The organism is Streptomyces sp. NPDC090445 (assembly GCF_044769385.1).
Classification (GTDB): Bacteria; Actinomycetota; Actinomycetes; order Streptomycetales; family Streptomycetaceae; genus Streptomyces.
On sequence record NZ_JBIVXV010000006.1, the window covers coordinates 163,303 to 187,773 of the forward strand.

The 24,471-nt window shown below is 74.8% G+C and carries 21 protein-coding genes, 2 pseudogenes and 1 riboswitch; of the genes and pseudogenes, 10 read left to right on the forward strand and 13 right to left on the reverse strand.

Translation table 11 applies throughout. The features are described 5' to 3' along the window. Positions 1 to 8 precede the first annotated feature (8 nt). From ACIQUT_RS15830 to ACIQUT_RS15840, 3 genes are all read left to right on the forward strand, one after another. Entirely contained in the window at positions 9 to 1,424 is a 1,416-nt protein-coding gene (locus tag ACIQUT_RS15830; protein WP_403563463.1) for a hypothetical protein, read from the forward strand. Between the two features lie 437 nt (positions 1,425 to 1,861). Continuing rightward, the gene (locus ACIQUT_RS15835) at positions 1,862 to 2,809 is read left to right on the forward strand and encodes a virginiamycin B lyase (protein ID WP_403563464.1); all 948 of its coding nucleotides are present in this window, start codon (positions 1,862 to 1,864) and stop codon (positions 2,807 to 2,809) included. A 33-nt stretch (positions 2,810 to 2,842) separates the two neighbouring features. Continuing rightward, on the forward strand, positions 2,843 to 3,568 hold the full coding sequence (locus ACIQUT_RS15840) for a hypothetical protein (protein WP_403563466.1): 726 nt from the start codon (positions 2,843 to 2,845) through the stop codon (positions 3,566 to 3,568). Between the two features lie 9 nt (positions 3,569 to 3,577). Here the strand turns inward: ACIQUT_RS15840 and ACIQUT_RS15845 are convergent, their stop codons facing one another. From ACIQUT_RS15845 to ACIQUT_RS15870, 6 genes and pseudogenes are all read right to left on the reverse strand, one after another. Continuing rightward, the gene (locus ACIQUT_RS15845) at positions 3,578 to 4,048 is read right to left on the reverse strand and encodes a hypothetical protein (protein WP_403563468.1); all 471 of its coding nucleotides are present in this window, start codon (positions 4,046 to 4,048) and stop codon (positions 3,578 to 3,580) included. 72 nt (positions 4,049 to 4,120) lie between these two features. Continuing rightward, positions 4,121 to 4,963: a methyltransferase domain-containing protein gene (locus ACIQUT_RS15850; RefSeq protein ID WP_403563470.1), complete on the reverse strand. Its 843-nt coding sequence runs from the start codon at positions 4,961 to 4,963 to the stop codon at positions 4,121 to 4,123. An 84-nt stretch (positions 4,964 to 5,047) separates the two neighbouring features. Beyond that, on the reverse strand, positions 5,048 to 5,734 hold the full coding sequence (locus ACIQUT_RS15855) for a DUF5701 family protein (protein ID WP_403563472.1): 687 nt from the start codon (positions 5,732 to 5,734) through the stop codon (positions 5,048 to 5,050). A gap of 43 nt (positions 5,735 to 5,777) precedes the next feature. Continuing rightward, positions 5,778 to 7,955 carry a SpoIIE family protein phosphatase gene (locus tag ACIQUT_RS15860; protein ID WP_403563474.1) on the reverse strand — a complete coding sequence of 726 codons (2,178 nt, stop codon included), beginning with the start codon at positions 7,953 to 7,955 and terminating at the stop codon, positions 5,778 to 5,780. Between the two features lie 263 nt (positions 7,956 to 8,218). Next, positions 8,219 to 9,703: a cellulose binding domain-containing protein gene (locus ACIQUT_RS15865; protein ID WP_403563476.1), complete on the reverse strand. Its 1,485-nt coding sequence runs from the start codon at positions 9,701 to 9,703 to the stop codon at positions 8,219 to 8,221. 130 nt (positions 9,704 to 9,833) lie between these two features. After that, positions 9,834 to 10,474 (reverse strand): annotated as a pseudogene (locus ACIQUT_RS15870) (3-hydroxyacyl-CoA dehydrogenase NAD-binding domain-containing protein); the annotation flags it as partial. A gap of 1 nt (position 10,475) precedes the next feature. On the opposite strand from ACIQUT_RS15870, the pseudogene ACIQUT_RS15875 reads away from it, so the two are divergent. After that, positions 10,476 to 10,771, forward strand: a pseudogene (locus ACIQUT_RS15875) (short-chain fatty acyl-CoA regulator family protein); the annotation flags it as partial. A gap of 108 nt (positions 10,772 to 10,879) precedes the next feature. Then, positions 10,880 to 11,051: riboswitch (cobalamin riboswitch) on the forward strand. A gap of 147 nt (positions 11,052 to 11,198) precedes the next feature. Beyond that, positions 11,199 to 13,529, forward strand: coding sequence for a 5-methyltetrahydropteroyltriglutamate--homocysteine S-methyltransferase (metE, locus tag ACIQUT_RS15880; RefSeq protein WP_403563478.1), 2,331 nt, complete (start codon positions 11,199 to 11,201; stop codon positions 13,527 to 13,529). Positions 13,530 to 13,591: 62 nt separating this feature from the next. Here the strand turns inward: metE and ACIQUT_RS15885 are convergent, their stop codons facing one another. After that, positions 13,592 to 14,149, reverse strand: a complete 558-nt coding sequence (locus tag ACIQUT_RS15885) for a hypothetical protein (protein ID WP_403563480.1) — start codon at positions 14,147 to 14,149, stop codon at positions 13,592 to 13,594. After that, positions 14,124 to 15,161: a hypothetical protein gene (locus tag ACIQUT_RS15890; protein ID WP_403563482.1), complete on the reverse strand. Its 1,038-nt coding sequence runs from the start codon at positions 15,159 to 15,161 to the stop codon at positions 14,124 to 14,126. The genes ACIQUT_RS15885 and ACIQUT_RS15890 overlap by 26 nt, the downstream gene beginning before the upstream one ends. 149 nt (positions 15,162 to 15,310) lie before the next feature. Between ACIQUT_RS15890 and ACIQUT_RS15895 the strand changes: the two genes are divergently transcribed. Then, a complete protein-coding gene (locus ACIQUT_RS15895) occupies positions 15,311 to 16,000 on the forward strand; it encodes a class I SAM-dependent methyltransferase (RefSeq protein ID WP_403563484.1) in 690 nt (229 codons plus the stop codon). Between the two features lie 163 nt (positions 16,001 to 16,163). Here ACIQUT_RS15895 and ACIQUT_RS15900 read toward each other — a convergent pair whose 3' ends face one another. From ACIQUT_RS15900 to ACIQUT_RS15920, 5 genes are all read right to left on the reverse strand, one after another. After that, on the reverse strand, positions 16,164 to 16,511 hold the full coding sequence (locus ACIQUT_RS15900; protein ID WP_403563672.1) for an ArsR/SmtB family transcription factor: 348 nt from the start codon (positions 16,509 to 16,511) through the stop codon (positions 16,164 to 16,166). 188 nt (positions 16,512 to 16,699) lie between these two features. Beyond that, positions 16,700 to 17,074 carry a hypothetical protein gene (locus ACIQUT_RS15905; RefSeq protein WP_403563486.1) on the reverse strand — a complete coding sequence of 125 codons (375 nt, stop codon included), beginning with the start codon at positions 17,072 to 17,074 and terminating at the stop codon, positions 16,700 to 16,702. 318 nt (positions 17,075 to 17,392) lie between these two features. Next, on the reverse strand, positions 17,393 to 18,055 hold the full coding sequence (locus ACIQUT_RS15910) for a lysophospholipid acyltransferase family protein (protein WP_403563488.1): 663 nt from the start codon (positions 18,053 to 18,055) through the stop codon (positions 17,393 to 17,395). Positions 18,056 to 18,241: 186 nt separating this feature from the next. Beyond that, positions 18,242 to 18,835: an NUDIX hydrolase gene (locus tag ACIQUT_RS15915; protein ID WP_403563490.1), complete on the reverse strand. Its 594-nt coding sequence runs from the start codon at positions 18,833 to 18,835 to the stop codon at positions 18,242 to 18,244. Positions 18,836 to 19,012: 177 nt separating this feature from the next. Continuing rightward, entirely contained in the window at positions 19,013 to 19,330 is a 318-nt protein-coding gene (locus ACIQUT_RS15920) for a hypothetical protein (RefSeq protein WP_179175871.1), read from the reverse strand. 342 nt (positions 19,331 to 19,672) lie between these two features. Between ACIQUT_RS15920 and ACIQUT_RS15925 the strand changes: the two genes are divergently transcribed. The 4 genes from ACIQUT_RS15925 to ACIQUT_RS15940 all read left to right on the forward strand — a co-directional run bounded on the left by ACIQUT_RS15925 (position 19,673) and on the right by ACIQUT_RS15940 (position 24,442). Then, positions 19,673 to 20,362, forward strand: a complete 690-nt coding sequence (locus tag ACIQUT_RS15925; protein ID WP_403563492.1) for an alpha/beta hydrolase — start codon at positions 19,673 to 19,675, stop codon at positions 20,360 to 20,362. 163 nt (positions 20,363 to 20,525) lie between these two features. Further along, a complete protein-coding gene (locus ACIQUT_RS15930) occupies positions 20,526 to 21,149 on the forward strand; it encodes a hypothetical protein (RefSeq protein ID WP_403563494.1) in 624 nt (207 codons plus the stop codon). Between the two features lie 94 nt (positions 21,150 to 21,243). Continuing rightward, positions 21,244 to 21,960 (forward strand): CatB-related O-acetyltransferase, encoded by a 717-nt coding sequence (locus tag ACIQUT_RS15935; protein WP_403563496.1) that lies wholly within the window; start codon positions 21,244 to 21,246, stop codon positions 21,958 to 21,960. Between the two features lie 154 nt (positions 21,961 to 22,114). Further along, positions 22,115 to 24,442, forward strand: a complete 2,328-nt coding sequence (locus tag ACIQUT_RS15940; protein WP_403563498.1) for an immune inhibitor A domain-containing protein — start codon at positions 22,115 to 22,117, stop codon at positions 24,440 to 24,442. Positions 24,443 to 24,471: the final 29 nt, after the last annotated feature.

A 24,471-nucleotide genomic window follows, 5' to 3' on the forward strand; every position in this document is an offset into this window, starting at 1 on the left:
TGGGGTGGATGGTCGGGGAAGGTGTGCCCGCCGGGCTCGCGACGGTGGCGTGCTCGGCCGATGAGCTGATCCGCGGCGACGGCGGCAGCGTGACGGCGTACGAGGAGCTGCTCGACGCGGTGGTCCGCCGGGCCGGACGGGACCGGGCCGGGCTCGCCGGGGCGCTGCGCCCGGTCGCGGACCGCTGGAGCGGGGTCCACCGGCCCCGGGCGTACGCGGCGCAGCGGCTGCTGGCCGTCGTACGGGCTGCCGTGCGGCCCGTCGACGCGGAGCCGCAGACCGGTCAGGATGACGGGCGGGGCTGGCTGGAGACGTGTCAGCACGAGGCCGTCCACCTGGTGATGGGCGAGCGCATCGCCGAGGTCTGCGGGTGGCTGCGGGCCGGGGTGACCATGCCCATGCTGCTGGCCACGCCGAGCCGGGCCGACGGCGCCGTGGACGCGCGCGACCTGGTCATGCGGCTCACCGAGTACGAACAGGCGGGCGCCCGGCCCGGGCCCGCCGACCTCGGGCAGGCGCTGCTGCGGTGCGGCGGCGGCCCCGCCGACGCGGACGTGCTGCGGGCGGCGGCCGAGTTGACGCTGCCCGAGGGGGAGCGGGTCACCGCATGGCTGCGGCAGGGCGGTCTGCCGCAGCCGGAGTGGACGGTGGAACAGGAGCCGGGACCGCCGCAGCCGCCGAGCCGGCGACGGGGCGCCCGGGTGGGGCGCCGGATCCTGGTCGGCACCGGGGGCCTGCCCGGGCGGGGCGACTTCCCCAGGACGTTCTGGCCGCTCTTCCGCCGGTTCGAGCCGCTGATCGGCTGCCGGCACCTGCTGCTCGGCCACCGGGAGCGGCACGCCGCGGCCGTACTCCCCTGGCATCCGGAGATCGTCGCGGCGCGGATGCTGGCGGAGGTCGCGGCGACGGCCGACCAGGACGGCGAGAGCGGCCCGGAGTTCCTGCCCGCGCTGGCGGCGGGCGACGGGCCGCCCGGCCCGGCCGTGCACCTGGCCCTGGCGTACGGGCTCGGCGCCCGCCCCGACGCCGACCGGGAAGCGGCCGTGGCGGCGCTGGCCGCCCTGGCCGCGCGGGACCGCCTCGACGGCGCCCTGCTGGGCGGCGAGCTGGCCCGGCTGGTGCTGCTCGGCACCCTCAGGCTGCCGGCCGTGACGGAATCCCTCCGGACCGCCGCCGGAACGGCGGGCGGCGCCGCCGCGGTGTGGCCGGTGCTGGCCGCGGCGCTCCCCGGGCTGCTGGCGGCGGCCGGGGCGGGCACCCCGCCGCGGCCGCTCCCGCCGCTGCTGGCCCTGGCCGCGGACTGCGCCCGCGACTGCGGGGCACGCGGGACGGTGGCCGGAGTCGAGGAGCTCGCCGGGCGCCCCGGCTCGTCGCAGTCCGTACGGGAGGCCCGCCGCCTGCGGAACACCCTGGCGGGCACGTAACACCCGGCCCGTCGGGCGAAACCGCCGTCCGGACGGCGGACGGCGGTCCCGCGCCCGACACCGCACGAGCGGGAGCAGGAGCAGGAGCAGCGGACCGGCGAGGAGGACATGGGCCGGCTGGAGCCGATCGCCGACCCGGCACGCGCACACGCACACGCACACGCACGACCTCGTACTGCACGTACCGGGCCGACGCGTGTCCCGCAGGGGCCGTCATCCCGCCACGCCCCGGAGCTCCGGGGCGTGGCGGGATGACGCCGCCGGGCCGGGCGGCGTGGGGTCGGGGGCGGTGCGCGGCTGGAGCACTTCGTGGTAGAGCGGACGGCGGTGAATGCGAGCGGGCTCGGGGCACCGCGTCCCCGCGGCCGCCCGCGCCCGCCCGTGCCTGCCCGTGCGCCCGTGCGCCCGCGCCCCGGACGAAGGGAGCCTTTCCCCGCATGTCTTCCCCGCGTATCCGCACCTTTGCCTTGGGCGACCCCGCCTCCGGGCCGTACGCGCTGGCCGTCGGGCCGGACGGTGCGCTGTGGTGCACCCTCGTGCACGCAGGCCGCATCGCCCGGCTGGCCCCCGGGGGCCGGCTCGACGAGTTCGCGCTGGACTCCGCCGGCTGCGGGCCCGCGCTCATCACCCCGGGGCCGGACGGCGCGCTGTGGTTCACCCGGATGCGGGACGACCGCATCGGCCGGATCGACACCTCCGGGCAGTCCCGCTCCTACGCCCTCCCCGGCACCGCGGCCGGAAGCGGGGCCGCCACCCCGTACGGCATCACGGCCGGGCCGGACGGCGCGCTGTGGTTCACCCGGGCCGGCGCCGACCGGATCGGCCGGATCGGCATCGGCGGCGAGGTGGACGAGTTCCCGCTGCCGGAGGCGGGTGGTTTCCCGGCCTTCATCACGGCGGCGGACGACGCGCTCTGGTTCACCCTGAACCGGGCCGGAGCCCTCGGCCGGATCACCCTCGACGGCCGGATCACCCTGTACCCGCTGCCGGGTCCGGAGTGCGGGCCCGTGGGTCTGACGGCGGGCGCCGACGGGGCCCTGTGGTTCACCGAGATCACCGCGGGCCGGATCGGCCGGATCACCACCGGCGGCGCGATCACCGAGTTCCCGCTGCCCGATCCGGGCTGCCGCCCGCACGCGATCGCGGCAGGCCCCGACGGCGCCTGCTGGTTCACCCAGTGGGCCACCGGCCGGGTGGCGTGCCTCTCCCCCGACGGCCGGGTCACCGACATCCCGCTGCCGCACCCCGGCAGCGAACCCCACGGTCTCGTCTTCGGACCCGACGGCGCCCTCTACACGGCGCTGGAACACGGCTTCATCGCCCGGATCGAGCCGGCCGGGCCCGCGTCCCCCGACTGCGCCCTCCGTCCACCCGGCCTACGCTGATCGGGTGATGCGTTCCTCCTCGGAGGTGAGGCGATGTCCGGGTTCCGGAGAGTGGCCGCCGTCCTGGCCGCCGGGGCGGCGAGCACGCTGCTGGCGGGGTTCGCGGCGCCCGCCGGCAACGGCATCGAGGACGAGAGTGCGCGGGTGATCGTCGACCGGGCGCGGGCGGAACTGGCCGGCGCGCGGTCGGTGCACATGGTGGCGCAGGTCCAGGACGCGGCGGGTGCCACCACCCTGGACCTCCGCCTCGACGTGAACGGCAACTGCGCCGGCCGCGTCGGACTGCCCAAGGGCGGCGGCAGCGCGGAGATGGTCAAGCGGGGACAGGACATCTGGCTGAAGCCGGACACGGCCTTCCTCACGTCCCAGGTCCCGGGGCCGGCCGGGAAGGACGCGGCCGCCCTGATCAACGACCGCTGGATCCACGGCAGTGCCGAGAACGTCCTGCTGCGCGGACTCACCCAGGTCTGCGACCTGTCCGAGTTCCAGCGCAAGTACGCCGCGCAGCCCGCCTCGGAGAACCTGACGAAGGGCGGGACGGCCACCGTCGACGGGGCGCCGGCGATCACGGTCACCGGCCGGGACGGCGCCGACACGGCCACCTACTACGTCGCCACCGAGGGAAAGCCGTACCTGCTGCGGGTCGAGGGCGTCGAGAGCGGCCAGCGGGGCCGCGCCGACTTCTCCGACTACAACGAGCCGGTGCCGGCCAAGACCCCGCCCCCGCAGGAATCCGTCGACCTCTCCGACCTCCGGTAGCGGCAGGGCTCAGCGGTCGGTGCCCCAGCGCCAGAGCAGTTCCCCGCCCTCGGGGACCGCGGCCCACCGGGCGGCGGCCGCGTCCAGGCGGGGCCCGGTGCGGGCCAGGGCGTCCGGGCCGATGGGCGGGCGGCCGACCCCCCGGCCCTCGGTGTCCAGTCCGCGCCACACGCGGTACGCCCAGTTCACGGAGAGCTCGGCGGCCATCACCGCGTCACCGCCCCGGCGGAGCACCTTCATGCCGGACCTGCGGTGCCGGCCCGGTTCGACCGTCTCGAAACCCTGGAACGTGGCCCCGCGGGCCATCGCGCCCCAGAAGCCGTCGTCGATGCCGAGGGCGGTCTCCACGACGGCGTGCACCAGGTCGTGCGGCATCGTGGGGCCGACCGGCTGGGCGGGGAGCCTGACGTCCGGGCCCTTGCGGGCTCGGACGAGGATCTCGTGCTGATTGTCCGGCAGCTTCCGGAAGGACATCTCCATCGCGGAGGAGCGTAGGCGCGGACGCCGCTGCGGCCAACCGGATTTTCCGCCGGGAACGGGGCGCCCGGGCGGTCACCCGCGCTGCGGGCGGGTCGCGATGACGACGTAGTAGTCGATGATGCGGCGCTCGTACGCCCGGAAGAAGTTCCGGGGCCAGGTGTCCGGCGCCCACAGGCGGGCCAGCCAGGTGTCCCAGCCCGTCCAGACCTGCGGCCCGATCGAGTGGGCCCGGGCGTCCGCGAGCCCGGCCCCGGCGAACGCGTCGGTGAGCGCGGCCACCGGGCGGGCGATGTCCAGGCCGGTCTCGAACGTGTGCAGGAGCCCTGCGAGTTCGGCCGGGCGGCCGGGCGCGTCGTCCACGGTGAAGAAGCTGGCGACGGCTGCCCGGCCGCCCGGCCGCAGCACCCGCGCCGTCTCGGCAGCGAAGGCGGCCAGGTCCGGAAAGTGCTGGGCGGCCTCCACGCTCACCACGGCGTCGAACTCGCCGTCCCCGAAGGGCATCCGCTCGGCGGCGCCCCGGACGAACCGCAGCCGTCCCGGCTCCTCCCGCAGCAGGCCGGCGTGCGTGTCGCGCGCCCGCTCCAGCTGCTGCGGGTGGATGTCCATGCCGGTGACGCCGGAGGGACCGTACTCCCCCAGGGCGAGCGCGCAGCCCATGCCGAGCCCGCAGCCCACTTCGAGGACCCGCCGGTGCGCGAGCGGCCCGGCGGAGTCCAGGACCTGCCGGTACAGGTCCTGCTGGCTGCGGATGCGTTCGGGCTCGCCGAGGGGGGAGCTCAGGTCGATCGCGTTCCAGTAGCCGAAGTTGATGAACCCTCCGGCGAAGACGGACTCCCGGCTGAGGTCCGCCGGGCCGTACGTCTCCTCGACCGCCGGCCGCATCGCCGGGTAGGACTCCTGGGGACCCTGGGCCACGGTGTGACACCTCCTGGAACGCACGCCGTCGTGCCGACACGGCCAGTCTGGCACCCCCGGGCCGCCGTGCGGACCGCTTCGGCGTCAGTCGGCCACGGCGGAATCGGCCGCCGCGGAACCGGCCGTACGGCTTCCGGCCGAGGCCATGCCGAGCCAGGTGTGCGGATTGCCCTCCCAGCACCAGCCGAGCTTGGGCGCCTTGCGGCTGATCCAGATGGCCGGAACCCGGCGGTCGCCGCTGCGTGAACCGCCCAGCGAGAAGCACTTGTTCGTGACGAGGAGCTGCGGGAAGTGGGTGACGAACGCGATGCCCTCCTCGATGGTGAGGAGGGTCCGGCCCCGGCCGGCGATGACGTCCATGGCGTCCCGGGGCACGGCCCCGCAGAACTCCTCGCCGCGCTCGACGGCGGTCAGCAGGTAGGCGTCCCCGTCCGGGAGGCCGGTCTGCGGGGTGGCGGTGAACCGTTCGAGCGAGCCGGGTTCGAACGAGCGGTCGACGATGCCGGGGAGGCGTCCGCCGCGCAGGGTGGTGCGGGGCATCGTCTCCTCGATCGCTGCCGCGCTGCGGGTGACGACCAGGAGGAACGGCACCCGGCCGGCCTCCTGGTCGTACGCCTCGGGCGGGGCGGCCGCGGCGTGCCCGCGCAGGGGGGCGACGAGGGCGGTGAACTGTTCGGGGTCCAGGCCGGACATCGCCGGGTAGCCGAGGCCGATCAGGGTGTGGACCTGGCGGTCGAACTCGGCTGCACCGTCGAAGGGGGTCTGGGTCAAGGGTGTCCTCACATCCGGAAGGGAAATTACGACAGATGTAACATTACTTCGAGCGCATCTTTAGAGTCAAGGGAAAAATAGGATCGGGGTAACCATGGCGCAGCAGGAGCAGGGCGATGTCGTCCGTGCGGGGTGCCGTGTGCCGGGCGTGCCCGATCAGGTTGTCCGCCACCAGGTCCAGGGCTGCGTGCCGCGGCGTGCGGGCGAGGCGGGCCGCCGTCTCGCCGATGGCGTCCCCGATGTCCCGGCCCGGGGTCTCGACCAGGCCGTCGGTGTACAGGGCGAGGAGGGCACCGGGGGCGAAGGGGACGTCGGTCGCCGTGTACGCGGTATCCGGGTCGATGCCGAGCAGCAGCCCGGGCGGCAGGTCCAGCACCTCGATCGAGCCGTCCGCGCGGCGCAGCAGCGGCGGCGGGTGGCCGGCCGTGGCCAGGCTGGCCATGCGGCGGGTGAAGTCGATGTGGACGTAGAGGCAGCTGGTGAACAGGCCCGGTTCAAGGTCGGTCAGCAGCCGGTTGGTGCGGGCGAGGACCTCGGCGGGCGGCGCCCCGGCGGTGGCGTGGACGGCGGTGCGGACCTGGCCCATGAGGGCGGCGGCATTGACGTTGTGGCCCTGGACGTCGCCGATGGCGGCGGCGACGGTGGTGTCGTCGATGCGGATCAGGTCGTAGAAGTCGCCGCCGATGTCGAGGCCCTGCGCGGCGGGCAGGTAGCGGGCCGCCACCTCCAGACCGGGAACCTGCGGCAGGACCCGGGGCAGGAGGCCGGTCTGGAGGCTCCGGGCCAGCTGATGGGTGGAGTCGTACAGCCGGGCCCGTTCCAGGGCCTGGGCGATGAGGCCGGCGATGGCGGACAGGATCGCCCGCTCACCGGGGGCGAACGTACGGGGGTGGGAGTAGCCCAGGACGAGCGAGCCGACGGGCCGGCTGGAGGAGATCAGGGGCAGGAAGGCCCAGGCGGCCATGCCGTCGAGGACCATCGTCGAGGGGTAGGCGGCCAGCAGCTCGTCCGGGCTCCCGAAGAACAGCGGGGTGCCGGTGCGCAGCACGTGGGTGCGGGCGGTGTCGGCGGAGACGGGCACGCCGTCGAAGCGGGCCATGAGTTCGGCCGTGTAGCCGCGGAAGCCGACGATGCGCAGCCGCTGCTCCTCCTCGACCAGCAGGGCCATGGCATGCGCGCCCAGGGCCGGGACGAGCTGGTCGGCGGCCTTCTCGACGACGTCCTGGGCGTGGGCGGCCTCGGTGAGGATGGCCGCCAGGTGGATCAGCTGGTAGAGGGCGTGGGCGCGGCTGGGCGAGGGCGCCGTCTCGGCGGCCGGGGGCGCGGCGGCGGAGGGCGCGGGCTCCTCCGCGGCCTGGGTGATCCGGACGCTGAGCCCGCTGGCGTCCGGGTAGAGGTCGAAGCGCAGGCGGCGGCCGTCCGGGTGGTCGGCGAGGAAGCTCCGGGGCATCCGGCTGATCATGGCCGCCCGGTAGTGGTCCTCGATGGTGGGGTTGTCCATCCAGGGCAGCGCCTCCCACGGGAGGGCGCCGACCAGCCGCGACACGGGCTCGCCCAGCAGGTCCGCCGCCCGCTCCGTGATGTAGGTGACCTTTCCGTTCAGGTCCAGGGCGCAGCTGCCTCCCGGCAGGCGCCGGATGAAGGCCAGGCCCGCCGCCGCCTCCGCGGGTCCCGGGGTGGGCGGCGGGCGCGGCGCCAGGATGACCGGGTGGGCCTCCGGCTGGATGGCGCGGCCCTCGTCGGCGGCCCGGCGCAGGATGCCGGCCAGGCGCTGCGCGCCCGAGTCGATCACCTGCCGCTCCCGGTCGCTGAGGCGCGGCCCGTGCGAGCCGGGCCACAGGAGCACCAGCCCGGCGCCCGTGCGCATCTCGTCGGCCGTGCCGGCCGTGTCCAGCGGGGTGGCGGCAAGCGCGAAGCGGTACGGCACGACCAGGCCGACCCGCGGGTAGCGGCGGGCCGTGTCCTCCAGGCCGCCCAGCCATACGAGGCGCTGCTCGCGGACCGCGTCCGCCACGGGGACCGGGTCGTCGATCCCGACGCGGGCCCAGGGGACCGCGAACTCGCGGGCCACCCCGACGGTCACCGCCAGGTGCAGCACCCGTCCGGTGGGCTCGGGCAGGTAGAACATGCCGATGGACGCACCGGCCTCGGCGCAGGTCTCGACCAGCGCCTCCTCCATCAGCCGGTGGCCGGCACCCCGGTCCCGCGGGTTGTCTCCCACGTGACCATGGTCACCCCGGACCCACCCGCGCGCTCGGCCCGGCCGCCGCGGCGCCGCCCGGCGGCCTCGCCCGGCCCGGGGCCGGGCACGGGCCGCCGGCGGCCGGACACGGAGCGGGACGGTCGGCGCCCGGGGCGGTGGGGAGGGGCGCCCCGGGCCGCCCGGGCCGCCCGGGCGCTCCGTCGGCAATCCGGTCATGACACTGCGGGCCGGCGGGGGGCCGGTCGCGCAGTTCCCGGCGCCCCTGCGGGGCGCGGTACCGCTCAGGAACGGGCGGCGAAGGCCTTCGTGAAGGCCAGCGGGGCCTGCAGGATGGACGAGCAGGTGGCGTCGGCCTGGTTCTTGGCGCCGCCGGGGCACTGCTTGTCGCGGGCCCCCGACCACATGGAGAGCCAGGCCAGACCCTTGCCGCGGGCGAAATCGGCCAGCTGGGTGGCGTCCTCGACCGTGAATATCTCGCTGGTCACGTCGTTGACGCCGATCATCGGGGTGACGGCGACCGTCTTCCAGGCCTCGGCATCGGAGAGCCCGAGGACGCCCTTGATCTGGGCCTGGGTCGCGGTCGCGGCCTGGATCGCGTAGCCGCCCATGTCGCCGCTGTACGCCGGCCCGTAGTCCATCGCCATGACGTTGACGGCGGAGATGGCCACGCCGTTGCGCTTGGCGTTGGCGACGAGGTCGACACCCGGCTGGGTCAGGCCCTCGGGCATGACGGGCAGGGTGAAGGAGACGTTGAGGCCGGGGTGCTTCTTCTGGAGCAGGGCGATGGCCTGGGCGCGCCGGGTGTTCGCGGCGGTGTCGGGCAGGGCCGCGCCCTCGATGTCGAAGTCGGCCTTGGTCAGTCCGTACGCGTCGATCACCTTGCCGTACGCGGCCGCCAGGTCCGCGGCCGAGGAGCAGGCGAGGGCGAGCTCGGAGCCGGCGGCGCCGCCGAAGGACACCCGGACGTCGCCGCCCTTGGCGCGCAGGGCCTGGACCTGGGAGGCGACGTGGTCGGAGCCGAGGGCGGTGACGCCGCCCCACAGCGGGTTGCAGCCGCCTCCGGAGGTGATGAAGGCCAGGTTGAACTCCTTGACGCCGGTCTGGTCGGCCGTGCCGACGAGGTCGAAGGCGGGGTAGAGCGAGGTGTCCACGTACGGGGCGAACGGGGCCGCCTTGGTGGTGCCGCCCGGGCGGGTCGCGGTGGCGGTGGGCTTCGGGCCGGCGGTCGCGGTCGCCGTGGCGGTGGGCGCGGTCGTGGGGCGGGTGGTGGCGGTGGGGCTCGGGGCGGTGGTGGGGCGGCCCGTGGGGAGGGGGGTGGGGCCGGAACCGGGCGAGCACTTCTCCTTGTTGATGAGGCAGCCGGTGGGGTTGGCCGGGGCGCCGCCCTTGGCGGCGGTGACGAAGCCGATGGTGGTGGAGGCCCCGGGGGCGAGTCCGGCGGTGTCCCAGCGCGGCGGCTTGACGGTGATGTGGCCGCCGCTGACGGTCTGTTCGCCGTTCCACAGCGAGGACAGGGTGGTCCCGGCGGGCAGGTCGAACTCCAGGGTCCAGTCCTTCAGGGGTTGGCTGCCGGTGTTGGTGATGACGTACTGGCCCGTGTAGCCGGAGTCCCAGCTGCTGGAGCGGGTGAAGGCGGCGCCCGCGGCGGCCGCCTGGGCGGTGCCGGTGAGGGCGATCGCGGTGCCGGCGACGGCCGCGGTCAGGGCGAGCGCTCCGGCCGCCTTCGCCTTGGTGCCGGCGGTGCGGCGGTGTGCGTTCCTGGTCATGACTGCCTGCCTCATCGGTGCGGGGAGGGGGGACGGGGCAGCACGCTAGCGATCCGGAATCGGACAAATCGCCGGTTCGGCCGCTCGGGCCGGGATCTTGAGGCCCCCTTAAGGAAGGGATCGGCCGGGGTTAACGAGCACCCGCCGGCTGCTCCGGGTAGGTGTGGAACCCGCGTCCGGTCTTCCGGCCGGGCAGCCCGGCCTGCACCATGCGCCGCAGCAGCGGCGGCGGGGCGTGGAGGGGCTCCTTGAACTCCTCGTAGAGGGCCTCGGCGATGGCGGCGACCGTGTCGAGGCCGATGAGGTCGGCGAGCCGGAGCGGGTCCGGGAGTGGACCGGGGTCTTGCCGAGGGTGTCGCGGGCGAACCCCGCCACCGCGTCCCTCGTGGCGCGGGCGGTGTGGAGGGAGGAGACCACCTCGACCAGGGGCAGTACGGGGACCGGGTTGAAGAAGTGCAGTCCGACGACCCGGTCCGCGCGGGAGGTGGCCGTGCCCAGGCGCATGACGGGCAGGGCGGAGGTGTTGGTCGCCAGGATCGCCTCCGGATCGGCGACGACTTTGTCGAGGGCCGCGAAGACGGCGGTCTTGGTGTCGGCGTCCTCGGTGACGGCCTCGATGACGAGCTGCCGGTCGGCGAGTTCGCCGAGGTCGGCGGAGAACACCAGGCGGGCGAGGGCGTCCTCGGCGGCGAAGCGGTCGAGCTTCCCGCGCTGCACGGCGCGTTCGCGGGAGACGGCGAACCGTTCGCAGGCGGAGCGCGCCAGGGCGGCCCACCTGTGGACGGCCCGGGCCGTGACCCGGCACGGCGGCGGCTGGGGGGAGCCGGGCAAGACGTACGCCATCGGCCTCGGCTGCGAACTGCGGCACGCCGCCCGCCTGGTGTACTCCGACGGCTCGACCTCGGCAGTGCGGCGGCCGCCACCCCGATCGGCATGGGCTGCCGCGTCTGCGAACGCCTCGAATGCCCGCAGCGCGCGGCGCCGCCGCTCGGCCGTGCGCTGGCCGTCGACGAGAACACCAGCACCTTCGTCCCGTATCCGGTGGTGGCCGAAGACCGCCGCCCCTGAGCCCGGGACGGTCCCGCACCCCGAACAAGGCATCCCTTCCTGGACGTTCATGACTTAGGGTGGCCGGTGCAGCTGGTTCGCCCCCGTCATCCGGGCGGGGCGCGTCGCAAGAGGGAACCCGGTGGGAATCCGGGACTGCCCCGCAGCGGTGAGCGGGAACGACCGCCGTCACACGCACTGGACCTCCGGGCCCGGGAAGCGACGGCCAGTAGGAGACCGCGTACGTCGAACGTCAACGCGTCGACGCGTACGCAGGTCGTGCCCGCGAGTCCGAAGACCTGCCACTGCCCGTGCGCGGCCGATGCGTACGGAGATCCCGGTGACCTCGAGGGCGGGTCGGCGACAGCGGGCACCACCGTGCCCGTCGCTCCTTCGCGCCCGCGTTCCCGTCCCCGGGACGCCCACACGACTCGCGAAGGAGAGTTCCGTGACCGCCACCGTGTACGGCTACCCGCGCCAGGGCCCGCACCGTGAACTGAAGAAGGCCGTCGAAGGCCACTGGAAGGGCCGGGTGACGGCCGCCGAGCTCCGGGCCACGGCCGCCGGACTGCGCCGGGCCGCCTGGCGGCAGCTGGCCGAGGCCGGCATCGACGAGGTGCCGACCGGCGACTTCTCGTACTACGACCACGTCCTGGACACCACCGTCATGGTGGGCGCCGTCCCGGCCCGGCACCGCGCGGCATTCGACGCCACCGGCGATCCCGAAGCCGACGCGCTCGACGGGTACTTCGCCATGGCGCGCGGTACCCGGGACGCGGCCCCGCTGGAGATGACCAAGTGGTTCGACACCAACTACCACTACCTCGTCCCCGAGCTGGGCCCCGACACCGTCTTCACCCCGCACCCGCACAAGCAGGTGTCGGAGCTGGAGGAGGCGCTCGCGCTGGGCCTGGCCGCCCGGCCCGTCCTCGTCGGCCCCGTCACCTACCTGCTGCTCGCCAAGCCGGCTCCGGACGCGCCCGCCGATTTCGTTCCGCTGACCCTCCTGGACCGGCTGCTGCCGGTGTACGCGGCGGTGCTCGCCGACCTGCGGGCGGCCGGAGCCGAGTGGGTGCAGCTCGACGAGCCCGCGCTGGTCCAGGACCGCACCCCCGCCGAACTGAACGCCGCCGCCCGCGCCTACCGCGAGCTCGGCGCCCTCCCCGTCGGCACCGCGCGGCCGCGCCTGCTGGTCGCCTCCTACTTCGACCGGCTCGGCGAGGCGCTGCCCGTCCTCGCCAAGGCGCCGGTCGACGGGCTCGCGCTGGACTTCACCGGTCCCGCCGCCGCCAACCTCGCCGACCTCGCCGCGGCGGGCGGACTGCCCGGCAAGCGCCTCGTCGCAGGTGTCGTCGACGGCCGCAACGTCTGGATCAACAACCTGGAGGCGTCCCTCGCCACGCTCGGCACCCTCCTCGGCCTCGCCGGCCGGGTCGACGTCGCCGCCTCCTGCTCCCTGCTGCACGTCCCCCTCGACGCGGGCGCGGAACGGGACATGGACCCGCAGGTGGCCCGCTGGCTCGCCTTCGCCCGCCAGAAGACGGAGGAGATCGCCGCGCTGGCCCGGGGCCTCGCCCAGGGCCCGGACACCATCGCCGCCCGGCTGGCGGCCAACCGCGCCGACCTCGCCTCCCGTGCCGCGTCCGCCCTCACCCGCGACCCGGCCGTGCGGGCCCGGTCCGCCGCCGTCACCGACGCGGACACCCGCCGCCCCCAGGCGTACCCGCAGCGGGCCGCCGCCCAGCGGGCGCACCTGAAGCTCCCTCTGCTGCCGACGACGACCATCGGCTCGTTCCCACAGACCGCCCGGCTGCGCGCCGCCCGCGCCGACCTGCGGGCCGGGCGCATCGGTCGGCCCGCGTACGAGCGGCTCATCGAGGCCGAGATCCGCGAGGTGATCGCGTACCAGGAGAAGGCCGGCCTCGACGTCCTCGTGCACGGCGAGCCCGAACGCAACGACATGGTGCAGTACTTCGCCGAGCAGCTCGGCGGCTACCTGGCGACCCGGCACGGCTGGGTCCAGTCGTACGGCACCCGCTATGTCCGCCCGCCCGTCCTCGCGGGCGACGTCACCCGCCCCGGCCCGATGACGGTGCGCTGGGCGGCGTACGCCCGGTCCCTCACGGACCGCCCCGTCAAGGGCATGCTGACCGGGCCCGTCACCATGCTGGCCTGGTCCTTCGTCCGCGACGACCAGCCGCTCGCCGACACCGCCCGCCAGGTGGCCCTGGCGCTGCGGGACGAGGTTGCCGACCTGGAGGCGGCCGGGATCTCCGTGGTCCAGGTGGACGAGCCGGCGCTGCGGGAGACGCTGCCGCTGCGGGCCGCCGGCCGTGCCGCGTACCTGGCGTGGGCCACCGAGGCCTTCCGCCTGGCGACCGGCGGGACCCGGCCGGACACCCAGGTCCACACGCACATGTGCTACGCGGAGTTCGGCGACATCCTCCCGGCGATCGAGGACCTCGACGCCGACGTGATCAGCCTGGAGGCGGCCCGCTCCCGCCTCCGGATCGCCGGGGAACTGGGCGGGGCCGGCTACCCGCGGGAGGCCGGGCCGGGCGTGTACGACATCCACTCCCCGCGCGTCCCGGACGAGGCGGAAACCGCCGGGCTCATCGAACGGGCCCTGGAGTCGGTGCCGGCCGACCGGCTGTGGATCAACCCCGACTGCGGTCTGAAGACCCGCGACTGGGAGGAGGTCCGGCCGGCCCTGGAGCACATGGCCGCGGCGGCCCGCCGCGTCCGCGCCCGCCTGGACAGCCGCCACACGGAGAGCTGAGGACGCCCCCGTCGATGTGGCGACGGCCCGGCTGATGTTCGTCGCGGGTCCGGCAACGCCTGTCAGCCGTGGGCGGCGGGCTGCGGGACCTCGGCGAGCACGGAGCACATCCGGTGGCGGAGCGCCTCGTCCTCGTGAACGATCCGGGTTTCCCGGCCCGCGCGGATCACCCGCAGGTCCCGCTCGGCGAGCCCGGTGAGCCGACGGATGTGCTCGGGCCCCAGGGCGGCGGGGCCGAGGGCCTCCAGGCCGAGCAGCGCGGCCGCCCGGGCCGCCACCGGCGTCGCCGCGTCCCCCGTGATCCGCCACAGGGCCTCGGCGAGAGCGGTGTCCGCGTCCGGATCCGGGCTGCCGGCCGTACGGGCCTGCCCCTGGGCACCGCTCAGGGCCGCCTGCAGGGCCGGGACCAGCAGGGCTGCTCTCCAGGCCCAGCACTTCGGCGGCTTGCCCGGGCCGCCTCGACGGCCCGGGAGGGGCCGCTCGCGAGCCGCCGGGCCAAGGACGGCCAGCAGGGCCGTGCTCTCCCCGGTCAGTGCGTACAGGGCCTCCTCCACCTCGAACGACGCGCCCTCCGGGGCGGCAGCGCGCAGGACGTCAGCCGCGCGTTCGCGGTCCGGCACGGTCGGGGTTGCGGCGTGCCGCGGCGGCCAGCGCCGGTGCGGCCGCCGCGGCCGCGGTGCCCAGCCGGGAGAGCAGGGTCCGTACGTCGCGGCCCGCGTCGGCGTCGGCGGCGAGCGGGGCCAGGGCGGGCAGCAGGCGCCGCGGCACGCCGCGGGAGAACCGGCACGCTTCCCCGGCCGCCCACAGGGCGCCGGACCGGACTTCGGTCCGCTCGTCCCGCAGGGCACTGTCGAGCAGCGCGGTCACGGCGTCGCGGTCCTCTTCGGTGTCGCGGCGCAGCAGCTCCTGGGCGACGGCCCACAGCGGTTCGCTGCGCTGCTGGTCGAGCCGGTGCGCCATCAGCGGCTCGGCGGGCAGCAGTGACAGCAGGGTCGTGTGGTGGGCGGTGGTCCAGGGCAGGCCGGCGTCCAGGCAGGCGAAGAGGGCGGCCAGCCGCAGTTCGCCCGGGTTGCGCGGGCCGAGGACGGTCTCGGCCAGGGCGGCGCCGAGCTGCGGGTCCAGCCGGGAGATCCCGCCCAGCAGTTCGGCGCGCACCAGGGGCACGTCCTCCCGCCGCCAGCGTTCGCGCAGTGCGGGCAGGACCGCGGCGGCGTCGCGGGTGTGGGCGGCGGCCCAGGCCGCGGCCTGGCGGGTTGCGGGGCAGGCGGCGGCGAGCCGGGGCAGCAGCAGCGGCACCTGCCCGGCGACGGCGGCCCGGACGGCGCCCGGTGCGACGTCGTGCTCGTCCTCGCTCTCGGCGAGGCCGCCGAGCAGCACCAGGACGTCGGCGGTCCAGTGGCCGGCCGCTGCCATCCGGGCCAGGAAGGGCACGGCCTGCGCGCTCGCGCCGTGGACGTTTCCCTGGTGGAGCAGGCACTCGTACAGATCGGACAGAGCTTCCTGCGCCGCGGCCTCGTCGTCGCCGGCCAGTGTGCGCAGGAGGCGGGGCAGGTCGGCGGCGCTGCCGTGGGGGTGCGACACGGCGGACCAGGGCTGTGCGTCCAGGCCGTCGAGAGGATGTGCGAGTTCCATGCGCGGAATCCTGCCAGGCCGGTGCGACGGGAGCGTCTGGGGTCTCCGGCGTCTGCGGTCTCCGGCGTCTGCGGGGGCGGCGTCTGCGGGGCCGGTGCGCGGGGAAGGGTGGTTCGGTCGGGCATGACGGTGCGGGAAGGGAGTGTGCGGTGCACGGAGACGAGCCGGAGCGGTCCACGCCGGGGCAGGGGCGGCGGGGGACGGTGTCCGCGGCCGAGCTGTTCGACGGTCTGGGACTCGACTACGAGCGTGCCTTCGGGCGGCTGCCCGCCCAGCTGGCGGCGGTGGACTGGCTGTCCGCGCGGCTGGCCTTGGGGGCGCGCGTCCTGGACGTCGGCAGCGGGACGGGGCGGCCGGTCGCCGAACGACTGGTGCGCGCCGGCTGTGAGGTGACGGGGATCGACGTGTCCGGGGCGATGGTCGACCTGGCCCGGGCGCAGGTGCCCGGGGCCCGGTTCGAGCAGTGCGACGTACGCGGGTTCGGCGCGCCGGAGGGGAGCTTCGACGCCGTCTGCGCGTTCTTCCCGCTGCTGATGATGAGCCGGGAGGAGGCGTGTGCGGCGCTGGAGCGGATGTCCGGCTGGCTGGCGCCTGGCGGGTACCTCGTGTCGGCCACGGTGCCGGCCGATGTGGAGGGCGTCGAGATCGAGTGGATGGGGCGCCGGGTCGAGGTGTCCAGCTTCTCGCCTGAGGAGTACCTGCGCAGGCTGCGCGAGGACTGCGGGTTGGAAATCCTCCACCACGCCGTCTCGGCCTTCGAGCCGGAGGGGGAGCTCGCGGCCCCCGAGGAGCACCTGTTCTGCTACGCCCGCCGCCGCCCGGCGGCGGCCCCGCGCTGAGCGGAAGGGCTGATTCCCGGGCCGGGCGGACCGGGCCCGGCCGGCCCGGCTGACGGCACGGAACACGCCTGCGGCACGGTGGGGGCGGACCCCCTCCGTGCCGCGTGCGTTCCGGCGGCCCCGGCCGGCCGGTCCCCGCGGGCCGGCACGGCGGAGCCGGCCGTCAGGTGTTCGCCGGGTCGGGCTCCACCTGCCGGAGTTCGGCGAGCAGTTCGTTCCGCCCGGCGAGCATCTCGGTGAGGATGCGGCGGGCCGCCCGCAGCAGGTCGGCGACGTCCCCGCCGGCCAGGGCGTAGGTCACCGTGGAGCCTTCACGGGTCGACACCACGATCCCCGACCGGCGCAGGACCGCCAGCTGCTGGGAGAGGTTCGACGGCTCGATGTCGATCTCGGCCAGCAGGCTGCGGACCGGTTTCGGGCCGTCCTGCAGGAGTTCCAGCACCCGGATGCGGACCGGGTGGCCGAGCATCCGGAAGAACTCCGCCTTGGCCTGGTACAGCGGCACCTGCATTCCCACGACGCTCCTGCTGCTCCTCGGTCCCGTTGCCATGTCCCGCGCATCCCGCCGCAGGACGACCTTGCGTGTCCATCGTCCTGCCCTGTCGGCCCACGCGGAACCGAAGTTGACCGCTTTCAGATGTGCCGAGTTGAAGAAATTTTCAACTCATGGGCATGCGTGGGCCTGACAGAGCGCTGTGTCTAGACCTCCAGATCCGCCTCGATGCGGCGCAACTGGTGGCGGGCCATGGCCAGGTTGGAGCGGCCCTTGTCCAGCACGAGGTAGAGGAACAGACCGGATCCGCTGCGGCTCTTCAGCACCCGGATCAGGTGGTACTGGTTCCCGAGCGTGATCAGCAGGTCCTCGATCTCGTCCTGCAGTCCCAGCATCTCCATGGTGCGGACCTTCGCCCGGATCACGTCGGTGTTGCCCGCCGCCGCGACTCCGAGGTCCAGGTCCTTGCTGCCCCCCAGCGTACCGAGGGCCATTCCGCTGCTGTAGTCCACCAGGGCCACGCCCAGCACCCCGTCGATCGAGGTCATCGCTTCCTTGAGTGAAACTTCCACGTTGGCCATGGCCGTACCTCTCGTCCTGCGCTCTGCCGTTACCGGCACCGGATCTTCCGTAACGGGACGCTACCGAGCGGCGGCCGCCGAGCGGGCGAATCCCGGGATTCGGCGAAAAAACACCGGCGCGTTGGGTATGGGCGAGGCGGACGGACGTGCTCCGCCCCCCGCGCGACCGGCGCTGCACCTCGGGTTCCGCAATGACCGGCCCCGCCGGAGACACGGTCCGGGGCGGACCGGGAGGCCCTTGCCGGAGGGGCCGTCGAACGGGGGACGATTCTTTTCGGCCTGAAGGGCGTCGACCGCAGGCCAGAGGGCCCATGCGGCCTATGCGGCCAGTGCGGCGGGCTCGTCGAGATGCGCGGCGGCCGTGCGCCAGGCGTCCATGACCGCGCGGTGCGCCTGCCGGGTCCGGGCGGAGCCGTCCCCGCTCAGGTGGACGGGAGCGCCGACGTGGACGTGCAGGTCCGGGCGCCGCAGCGGGGCGGTGACGAGGCCCGCGACCTGCTTCGCGGCGCTCCCCGAGGTGACACGGCGGGCCCCGGCCTGCCCGATCGGCACGACGGGGGCGCCGGTGCGTTCGGCGAGCCGGGCCAGCCCGCTGCGGAAGGCGCCGGGCGCGGCCTCCGCGGCGTCCCGACGCTCCGGGATGCCCCCTTCCGCGTACATGAGGACCAGTCGGCCCTCCCGCAGCGCGGCCTCGGCGAGGTCGAGGGCGTCCGCGGCCCGCCGGGAGCGGCGGTACACGGGGATGTGGCCCTCGCGGGCGAGGGAACGCCCGAGCAGGGGGACGCGCCAGAGCCCGGCGGCGGCCATGACGACGGGCTCCACGCCGAGGCGGCGCAGCGCGGCGAGGACGACGGCGGGGTCGGCGAGGGAGGTGTGGTTGGCGGCGAGCACGCTGCCCGGAGCGAGGACGGCTTCGTGGTCCGCGGTCACGCGGAGGCGCCCGAACACGGGCACGAAGGCGTCGGCGAGGCGGCTGAGCATGTGGATCTCCCGTTGCGAGCAGTGGTGTTCACCATCGTCGGCACCCGCCCCGCGGCCGGCCTGAGCGTTCCTACTCAGGTCCGGGCGGGCCCCGTACCCAGGCAACGCACCGGCGCCGTCCGCGGTCACACCCATCCGCGACGCGGTGTCACACCCCGCTCGGCCCCGCCGGTCGCTCCTCGAAGGTCAGATCCACGTGTGGTTCCGGTCCGTGACCGGGGGCAGCGCGGCATCGGGCACGGCCGCGCGCGGGTCGGGGAGGGCCGCGAGGGCGGGCCCGACCGGCGGGAAGAGCGGCAGCGAGGCCGCTTCCCGGTAGTCGATCCACTCGATCACGCCGATGTCGTGGGTGCCGTCGGGGAGCTCGTCCGCCTCGTGCGCGGCGAGGCCGGACCGTACCGCCGGGGTGATGTGGAAGCGGTAGAGCAGGTGGAGCTTGCGGGGCGGGGCCGTGGGCCCGGGACGGGTGACCCGCTGGTCGACGATCCACATCAGGTCGCCGCCCTCGGCCAGGCCGGCGTCGAGGGCGAGTTCCTCCGCGAGTTCCCGGTGCAGGGCCGCGGTGAAGTCCTCCCCGTCCTCGACGTTGCCGCCGGGCAGGGTGTACAGGGCGGAGGCGGGGCGGTCCCGGCGGATGAGGGCCACCTCGTCGCCGCAGAAGACGAGGGCTCCCGTACGGACCTTGATACGGGAGAACGGGACGGACGGCGACGGGTCTGCGGCGGGACGTGCGGTGCCTGCGGGATGAACAGGGCCTGTGGGATCAGCGGTATGTGTCACTGCGTCAGTATCACGGGCCGGGGGCCGGGCCCGGGCCCGGTCGCGCGCGAGGCGGCGAGCCCCCTGCTCCGCCGACTGGAGCAGGGGGCTCGGACGGTACTTCGCCGGTTCGGGGTCGTACGGATGCACCCGCGCGGACCGCGTCGGGCCGCGTCGGGCTGGGCCGGGCCGGGCCGCTCAGCCGGTGTCCTCACGGGCGAGGGCCAGCGCGAGGTCCTGGAGGATCTGCTCCGTGCTCACGTCGGGGCCGGCGCTGTCGTGGGCGTCGGCGAGCGCGTCGAAGGCCAGGATGAAACCGTTCACCAGCGCGCTCAGCGGCGCCGACACCTGCTCGATCACCGCCTGGCCGACCTCCTGCGCCGTCGCGTCGGCCGGGACGGCGAACTGGGTCGGCACGACCTCCGCCAGCAGGTCGGAGACGAACGCCGTGTCGGCCCCGGAACGCAGGGCGGTGAGCGCGGCGATCGCCTTCAGCTTGATCTCGTTCTCCGTCACCAGGCGAGCTTAGGACGCGGGCGGCCGGGCGGCCGCCAACCCGAGACCCTCCACAGGGTGAGGTTGCCCGTGAACGCCGGCGGGGCGACGGAACTGCCGGTCTGCCTGACCTCCTAACCGCCGGACACGGCGGGCCAGATGACCGCGGGTTCGGCACCGGGTCGGCGCAGGTCGGCGCCCGGGGCGGCCCGGTTCGGCGCCGGGGCGGCCCGGTTCGGCGCCGGGGCGGCGCGGCTCGGCGCCGGGGCGGCCCGGAAGGGGCAACCCGGGGTGCGGGGTCGCCGCGGCCGGGATTTGCTGGACGGGACAGGTGTCCCGTGATCTTCCGAGAGGGCGGACTCGATGGCCGCACAGCCCGCAATCGTCCTGGTCCACGGCTTCTGGGGCGGTGCCGCCCACTGGGCCAAGGTCATCGGCGAGCTCCACGCCCTCGGCTACGACTCGCTGCACGCGGTGGAGCTCCCGCTGACCTCCCTCGCGGACGACGCCGAACGCACCCGCAAGATGGTGCGCCAGGTGGACGGCCCGGTGGTGCTGGTCGGCCATTCGTACGGGGGCGCGGTCATCACGGAGGCCGGTGACCTGCCGAACGTGACCGGGCTGGTCTACATCGCCGCGTTCGCGCCGGACGCGGGCGAGAGCCCGGGCGGGATCAGCGAGGAGATGCCCCCGGCCGCCTTCGGGAACATCGTCCCGGACTCCGACGGCTACCTGTGGATCGCGCAGGACAAGTTCCACGAGAGCTTCGCCCAGGACCTCCCGGCGGAGGAGGCGCTGGTGATGGCGGTGACGCAGAAGGCGCCGCCGGCCTCGACGTTCGGGGACAGCGTCACCGCGCCGGCGTGGCGCGTGAAGCCGTGCTGGTACCAGGTCTCCCTGAACGACAACATGATCCACCCCGAGAGCCAGCGGCGCATGGCCCAGCGCATGAACCCGCGGAAGACCGTCGAACTGGACGCCGGCCACGCCTCACTGGCCTCCCAGCCGCGCGCGGTGGCCGACCTCATCGCAGACGCCGCCCACGCAGCCTGACACCGTGCCCGTCCTCCCGCCCGGCGGGGGGGCCGCGGATGAGGGTCGGGCCGATGTACGGGAGGGAGTGCACGGTCATCTGCTGACAAACGTCACTTTCATCCGTCCGGGGTGTCGCAGACGCTGAAGTCGGTGAGAGCCGGAAGGGGGAACCGTGAGCCGGATGGATGCAGTGGAGGGTGTCGTTCCGGGGAGGGTGACGGCGCGGCCGGGCAACGGGCGGATCCTGCGGATCTGGGGTGCCGCGCTGGTGCCCGGGGGGCGGGCGCGGTCCTGCGGGGCGGTGGTGCCGCATTCGGCGGGGTTGCGGCAGATGCTGCTGGGCCTGGTCGTGATGGAGCCGGTCACGGCAGTCGTGGTGTCGTCGATGCTGCCGCCCGCCGTGCGGTTCGCGCACGGCGTCCTCGAAGCCGTGCTGGTCCTCGCCGGGCTGGGGGCCGCCGCGGCCCTGGTTCGGGCCCCGCACGAGGTGCAGGAGCAGCACGTGGTGCTGCGGACCGGGTTCTTCGGCGAGGTGTCCGTCCCCCGCTCCGCGGTCCGTTCGGCGGGCCCGGCCCTGCGGACCGTTCCGGGGCGCGGCCCGCGTCCCGTTCCCGGCGACCCGGCCGCGGTGGCCTGTTCCGCCGAGCCGGCGGTCGACGTGGTCCTGCACCTCCGGCCGCCGGTCCGCCTGGACCTCGGGCCGGCGGGCGGTGTGGTGACGGCCTCCACGCTGTACACGTCGGCGGTGTCCGCCGCGGCCTTCCGGTCAGCGCTCGGCCCGGCCGCCTCGCCGGCCGACCGCTGACCGCCGCCGGCCGGTTCAACGGGTCCAGGGAGCGCGGGGTGGGAGCATGGGCGGGTTGTCCCGTGTTCCGCATACCGTCTGGAGTGGTGCCGGCGTGGTTGCCGATGTGCCCGACCCGTCCGTCCTGTACCCGGCGCCCGGGCAGCCGCGCGTGGTGCTGCTGAGGCCGCTGGTGTCGTCCCCGCTGATCGAGGTGGGCGCGTACTCGTACTACGACGACCCGGACGGGGCGACCGACTTCGAGCGCCGGAACGTGCTGTACCACTACGGTCCGGAGAGGCTCGTCATCGGGAGGTTCTGCGCGCTGGGCACCGGCGTGCGGTTCATCATGAACGGCGCGAACCACCGGATGGACGGCCCCTCGACCTTCCCGTTCCCCATCATGGGCGGTGCCTGGGCCGAGCACTTCGACCTGATCACCGGACTCCCGGGCCGCGGGGACACCGTCGTCGGGCACGACGTCTGGTTCGGCCACGGGGTCACGGTCATGCCGGGGGTCCGGATCGGCCACGGCGCGATCGTCGCGGCCGGCTCCGTCGTGGTCGATGGCGTCCCCGACTACGGCATCGTCGGCGGCAATCCGGCGCGGCTGATCCGCCGCCGGTACAGCGGGCCGGACATCGCCCGGCTGCTGGCCGTGGCGTGGTGGGACTGGCCCGCCGACCACCTGACCCGGCACGTGCGGACCGTCATGTCCGGCAGCGTCGACGACCTGGAGGCCGCAGCCCCGGGCGCACCGGACAGCTCGGACGGCTCGGACGGCTCGGACGGCTCGGACGGCTCGGACGATCCTCGGCAGAACGGGATCTGACGCCCCGTTCCCCCTCGCCCCGTCGGCCCGGCATGCGGCGGCGGGCGGTTCGGCGCACCCTCTATCCATCAACTGTCACATGTGAAATATTACCCGCGCTTCCTTCAGCCTTCCCCCTCAGTGAAAGGCCGTCACGTTGCGCAGACTCGCCGTGGTGGGAGCCGCGATATCGTTCGCGCTCCTCGCCACCCCCGCGCTCGCCGCCACCGCACCACCGCCCCGGCCGGCCCCGGCCGCGCCGTCCGCGCCGTCCGCCGGTCCGGCGCAGCACGCCGAGCACGCCCCCGCTCCCCCGCCCGCGCCCCTGGAGCTCCAGCGGCAGGCCCTGCGCCGGCAGGCGCTGGAGGGCGTCGCCGCCGGCGGTCCCGCCGGTCTGCGGGCGGAGGCCGACGGAACGCTCCCGCGCCGGGCCCAGGTCGGCAAGCGGTACGTCGAACTCGCCCAGGAGCGCAAGGACAAGGTCTTCGTCATCCTCGCCGAGTTCGGCGACCGGGTGGACACCACCACCGAGTTCGAAGGCAAGCCCCGCTTCGGCGGCACCCCCGGCCCCCGCCACAACACCATCCCCAAGCCCGCCTCCGACGACAACCACACCCTGTGGCGCAAGGACTTCGACCGGGCCTTCTACGAGCGGCAGTTCTTCTCCACGGAGCCCGAGTCCGCGTCCCTGCGGGCCTACTACCGGCTCCAGTCCTCCGGCCGGTACGACATGGACGGCTACGTGTCCGACTGGGTCCGGCTGCCCTGGAACGAGGCCCGGTACGGCACCGACAACTGCTCCGAGCCCGGCCAGTGCCGCACCAACTGGGACATGGTCCGCGACGCCACCGCCGCCTGGTACGACGCCGAGCGCGCGAAAGGCCGTACGCCCGGGCAGATCAAGGCACAGCTCGCCGAGTACGACGTGTGGGACCGCTACGACGCCGACCACGACGGGAACTTCGACGAGCCGGACGGCTACCTCGACCACCTGGTGGTCGTGCACGCCGGCAAGGACCAGACCTGGGGCGGAGGCACCCAGGGCAAGGACGCCGTCTGGGCGCACCGCTGGTTCGCGTACTGGAACCAGTCCGGCAGCGCCGGCCCCGAGGGCAACAAGGCGGGCGGCACCCCCGTCGGCGACTCCGGCCTCTGGGCCGGCGACTACCTCACCGCGGGCGAGAACAGCGGGGCCGGCCTCTTCGCCCACGAGTTCGGCCACGACCTCGGGCTCCCGGACCTGTACAGCTCGGACGGGGACAACAGCGTCAACTTCTGGTCCCTGATGTCCTCGGGCTCGTACCTGGCCAAGGGCCGCAACACGACGGGCGCCTTCCCCGGCGACCTCGACCCGTGGAGCAAGCTCCAGCTGGGCTGGCTGGAGTACACGGAGGCCGACGCGGGCCGCAGGACGCGCGCCGTGCTGGGCGTGTCGGGCTACAACACCGAGGACCCGCAGGCGCTGCTGGTGCACCTGCCGCCGTCGGAGACGCGGACCGAGCTGACCGACCCGTACGAGGGCGGCAGCCAGTGGTGGAGCGGCACCGGCGACTTCATGGACAACACCCTCTCCCGGACGGTCGACCTCACCGGCACGGCCGGGCCCGCCCGGCTGGACGCCCGGGTCTGGTACGACATCGAGCAGGACTTCGACTTCCTGACGGTGGAGGCCTCCACGGACGGCGGCGCCTCCTGGACGGCCCTCCCCGGCACGGTGAACGGGGCCGCGATCCCGGTGAAGGGCATGTCCGGGGCGTCGGGCGGCTGGGCGGAGATCGCCGTGCCGCTGGACGGGTTCGCGGGGCGCAGCGTCCAGCTGCGGCTGCGCGTGACGTCCGACAGCAACACCCACGGCAAGGGCGTCACCTTCGACGACATCCGGATCACCGCGGACGGCGGCGCCCGCGAGCTGCTGCGCGACGGGGCCGAGCAGGGCGCGAACGGCTGGAGCGCGGTCAAGTGGTCCCGCACGGAGGGCCGTACGGGCAGCGAGCGGCACCCGCGCGCCTACCTGGTCGAGAACCGCCGCCACACCGGCTACGGCAAGCAGCTGCGGACCGGGCCGTACAACTTCGGCTTCACCGGCGACCGGGTGGAGTTCTACCCGTACCAGCAGGGGGTGCTGATCTGGCTGTGGGACACCGCCTACAGCGACAACACCACCAAGGCCCACCCGGGCGCCGGGATGCTGCTGCCGGTCGACGCCCGCCCGGAGCCGCTGCGGCACGGGGACGGCTCGCTGCTGAACGCCCGCGCGCAGACCTTCGACGCGCCGTTCTCGCTGCGGGCAAGCGACCGCATCGTCCTGCACAAGGCGGGCACGCCGACGGTCATCCCGTCACGCCCGGGCGTGCCCGTGTTCGACGACCGCAAGGGCTCCTACTGGAACCCCGAGCTGCCGCAGGTCGGGGTGAAGGTGCCGGACACCGGGACGCGGATCGCGGTGGTCAAGGAGGCCTCGGGCGGCGCGCACACCACGGTCCAGGTCAGCCCGTCACCGTGAACCGGAGCGCGTGAACGTGAACGGGCCGT

Bases quoted from the DNA above. Each gene is read 5' to 3' on its own strand.
- ACIQUT_RS15845 (WP_403563468.1), bottom strand. From the start codon at position 4,048: ATGGAGATGTCCTTCCGGAAGCTGCCGGACAATCAGCACGAGATCCTC.
- ACIQUT_RS15890 (WP_403563482.1), bottom strand. From the start codon at position 15,161: ATGGAACTCGCACATCCTCTCGACGGCCTGGACGCACAGCCCTGGTCC.
- ACIQUT_RS15830 (WP_403563463.1), top strand. From the start codon at position 9: ATGGTCGGGGAAGGTGTGCCCGCCGGGCTCGCGACGGTGGCGTGCTCG.
- ACIQUT_RS15905 (WP_403563486.1), bottom strand. From the start codon at position 17,074: ATGGCCAACGTGGAAGTTTCACTCAAGGAAGCGATGACCTCGATCGAC.
- ACIQUT_RS15900 (WP_403563672.1), bottom strand. From the start codon at position 16,511: ATGCAGGTGCCGCTGTACCAGGCCAAGGCGGAGTTCTTCCGGATGCTC.
- ACIQUT_RS15840 (WP_403563466.1), top strand. From the start codon at position 2,843: ATGTCCGGGTTCCGGAGAGTGGCCGCCGTCCTGGCCGCCGGGGCGGCG.
- ACIQUT_RS15930 (WP_403563494.1), top strand. From the start codon at position 20,526: ATGGATGCAGTGGAGGGTGTCGTTCCGGGGAGGGTGACGGCGCGGCCG.
- ACIQUT_RS15925 (WP_403563492.1), top strand. From the start codon at position 19,673: ATGGCCGCACAGCCCGCAATCGTCCTGGTCCACGGCTTCTGGGGCGGT.
- ACIQUT_RS15865 (WP_403563476.1), bottom strand. From the start codon at position 9,703: ATGACCAGGAACGCACACCGCCGCACCGCCGGCACCAAGGCGAAGGCG.
- ACIQUT_RS15835 (WP_403563464.1), top strand. From the start codon at position 1,862: ATGTCTTCCCCGCGTATCCGCACCTTTGCCTTGGGCGACCCCGCCTCC.
- ACIQUT_RS15910 (WP_403563488.1), bottom strand. From the start codon at position 18,055: ATGCTCAGCCGCCTCGCCGACGCCTTCGTGCCCGTGTTCGGGCGCCTC.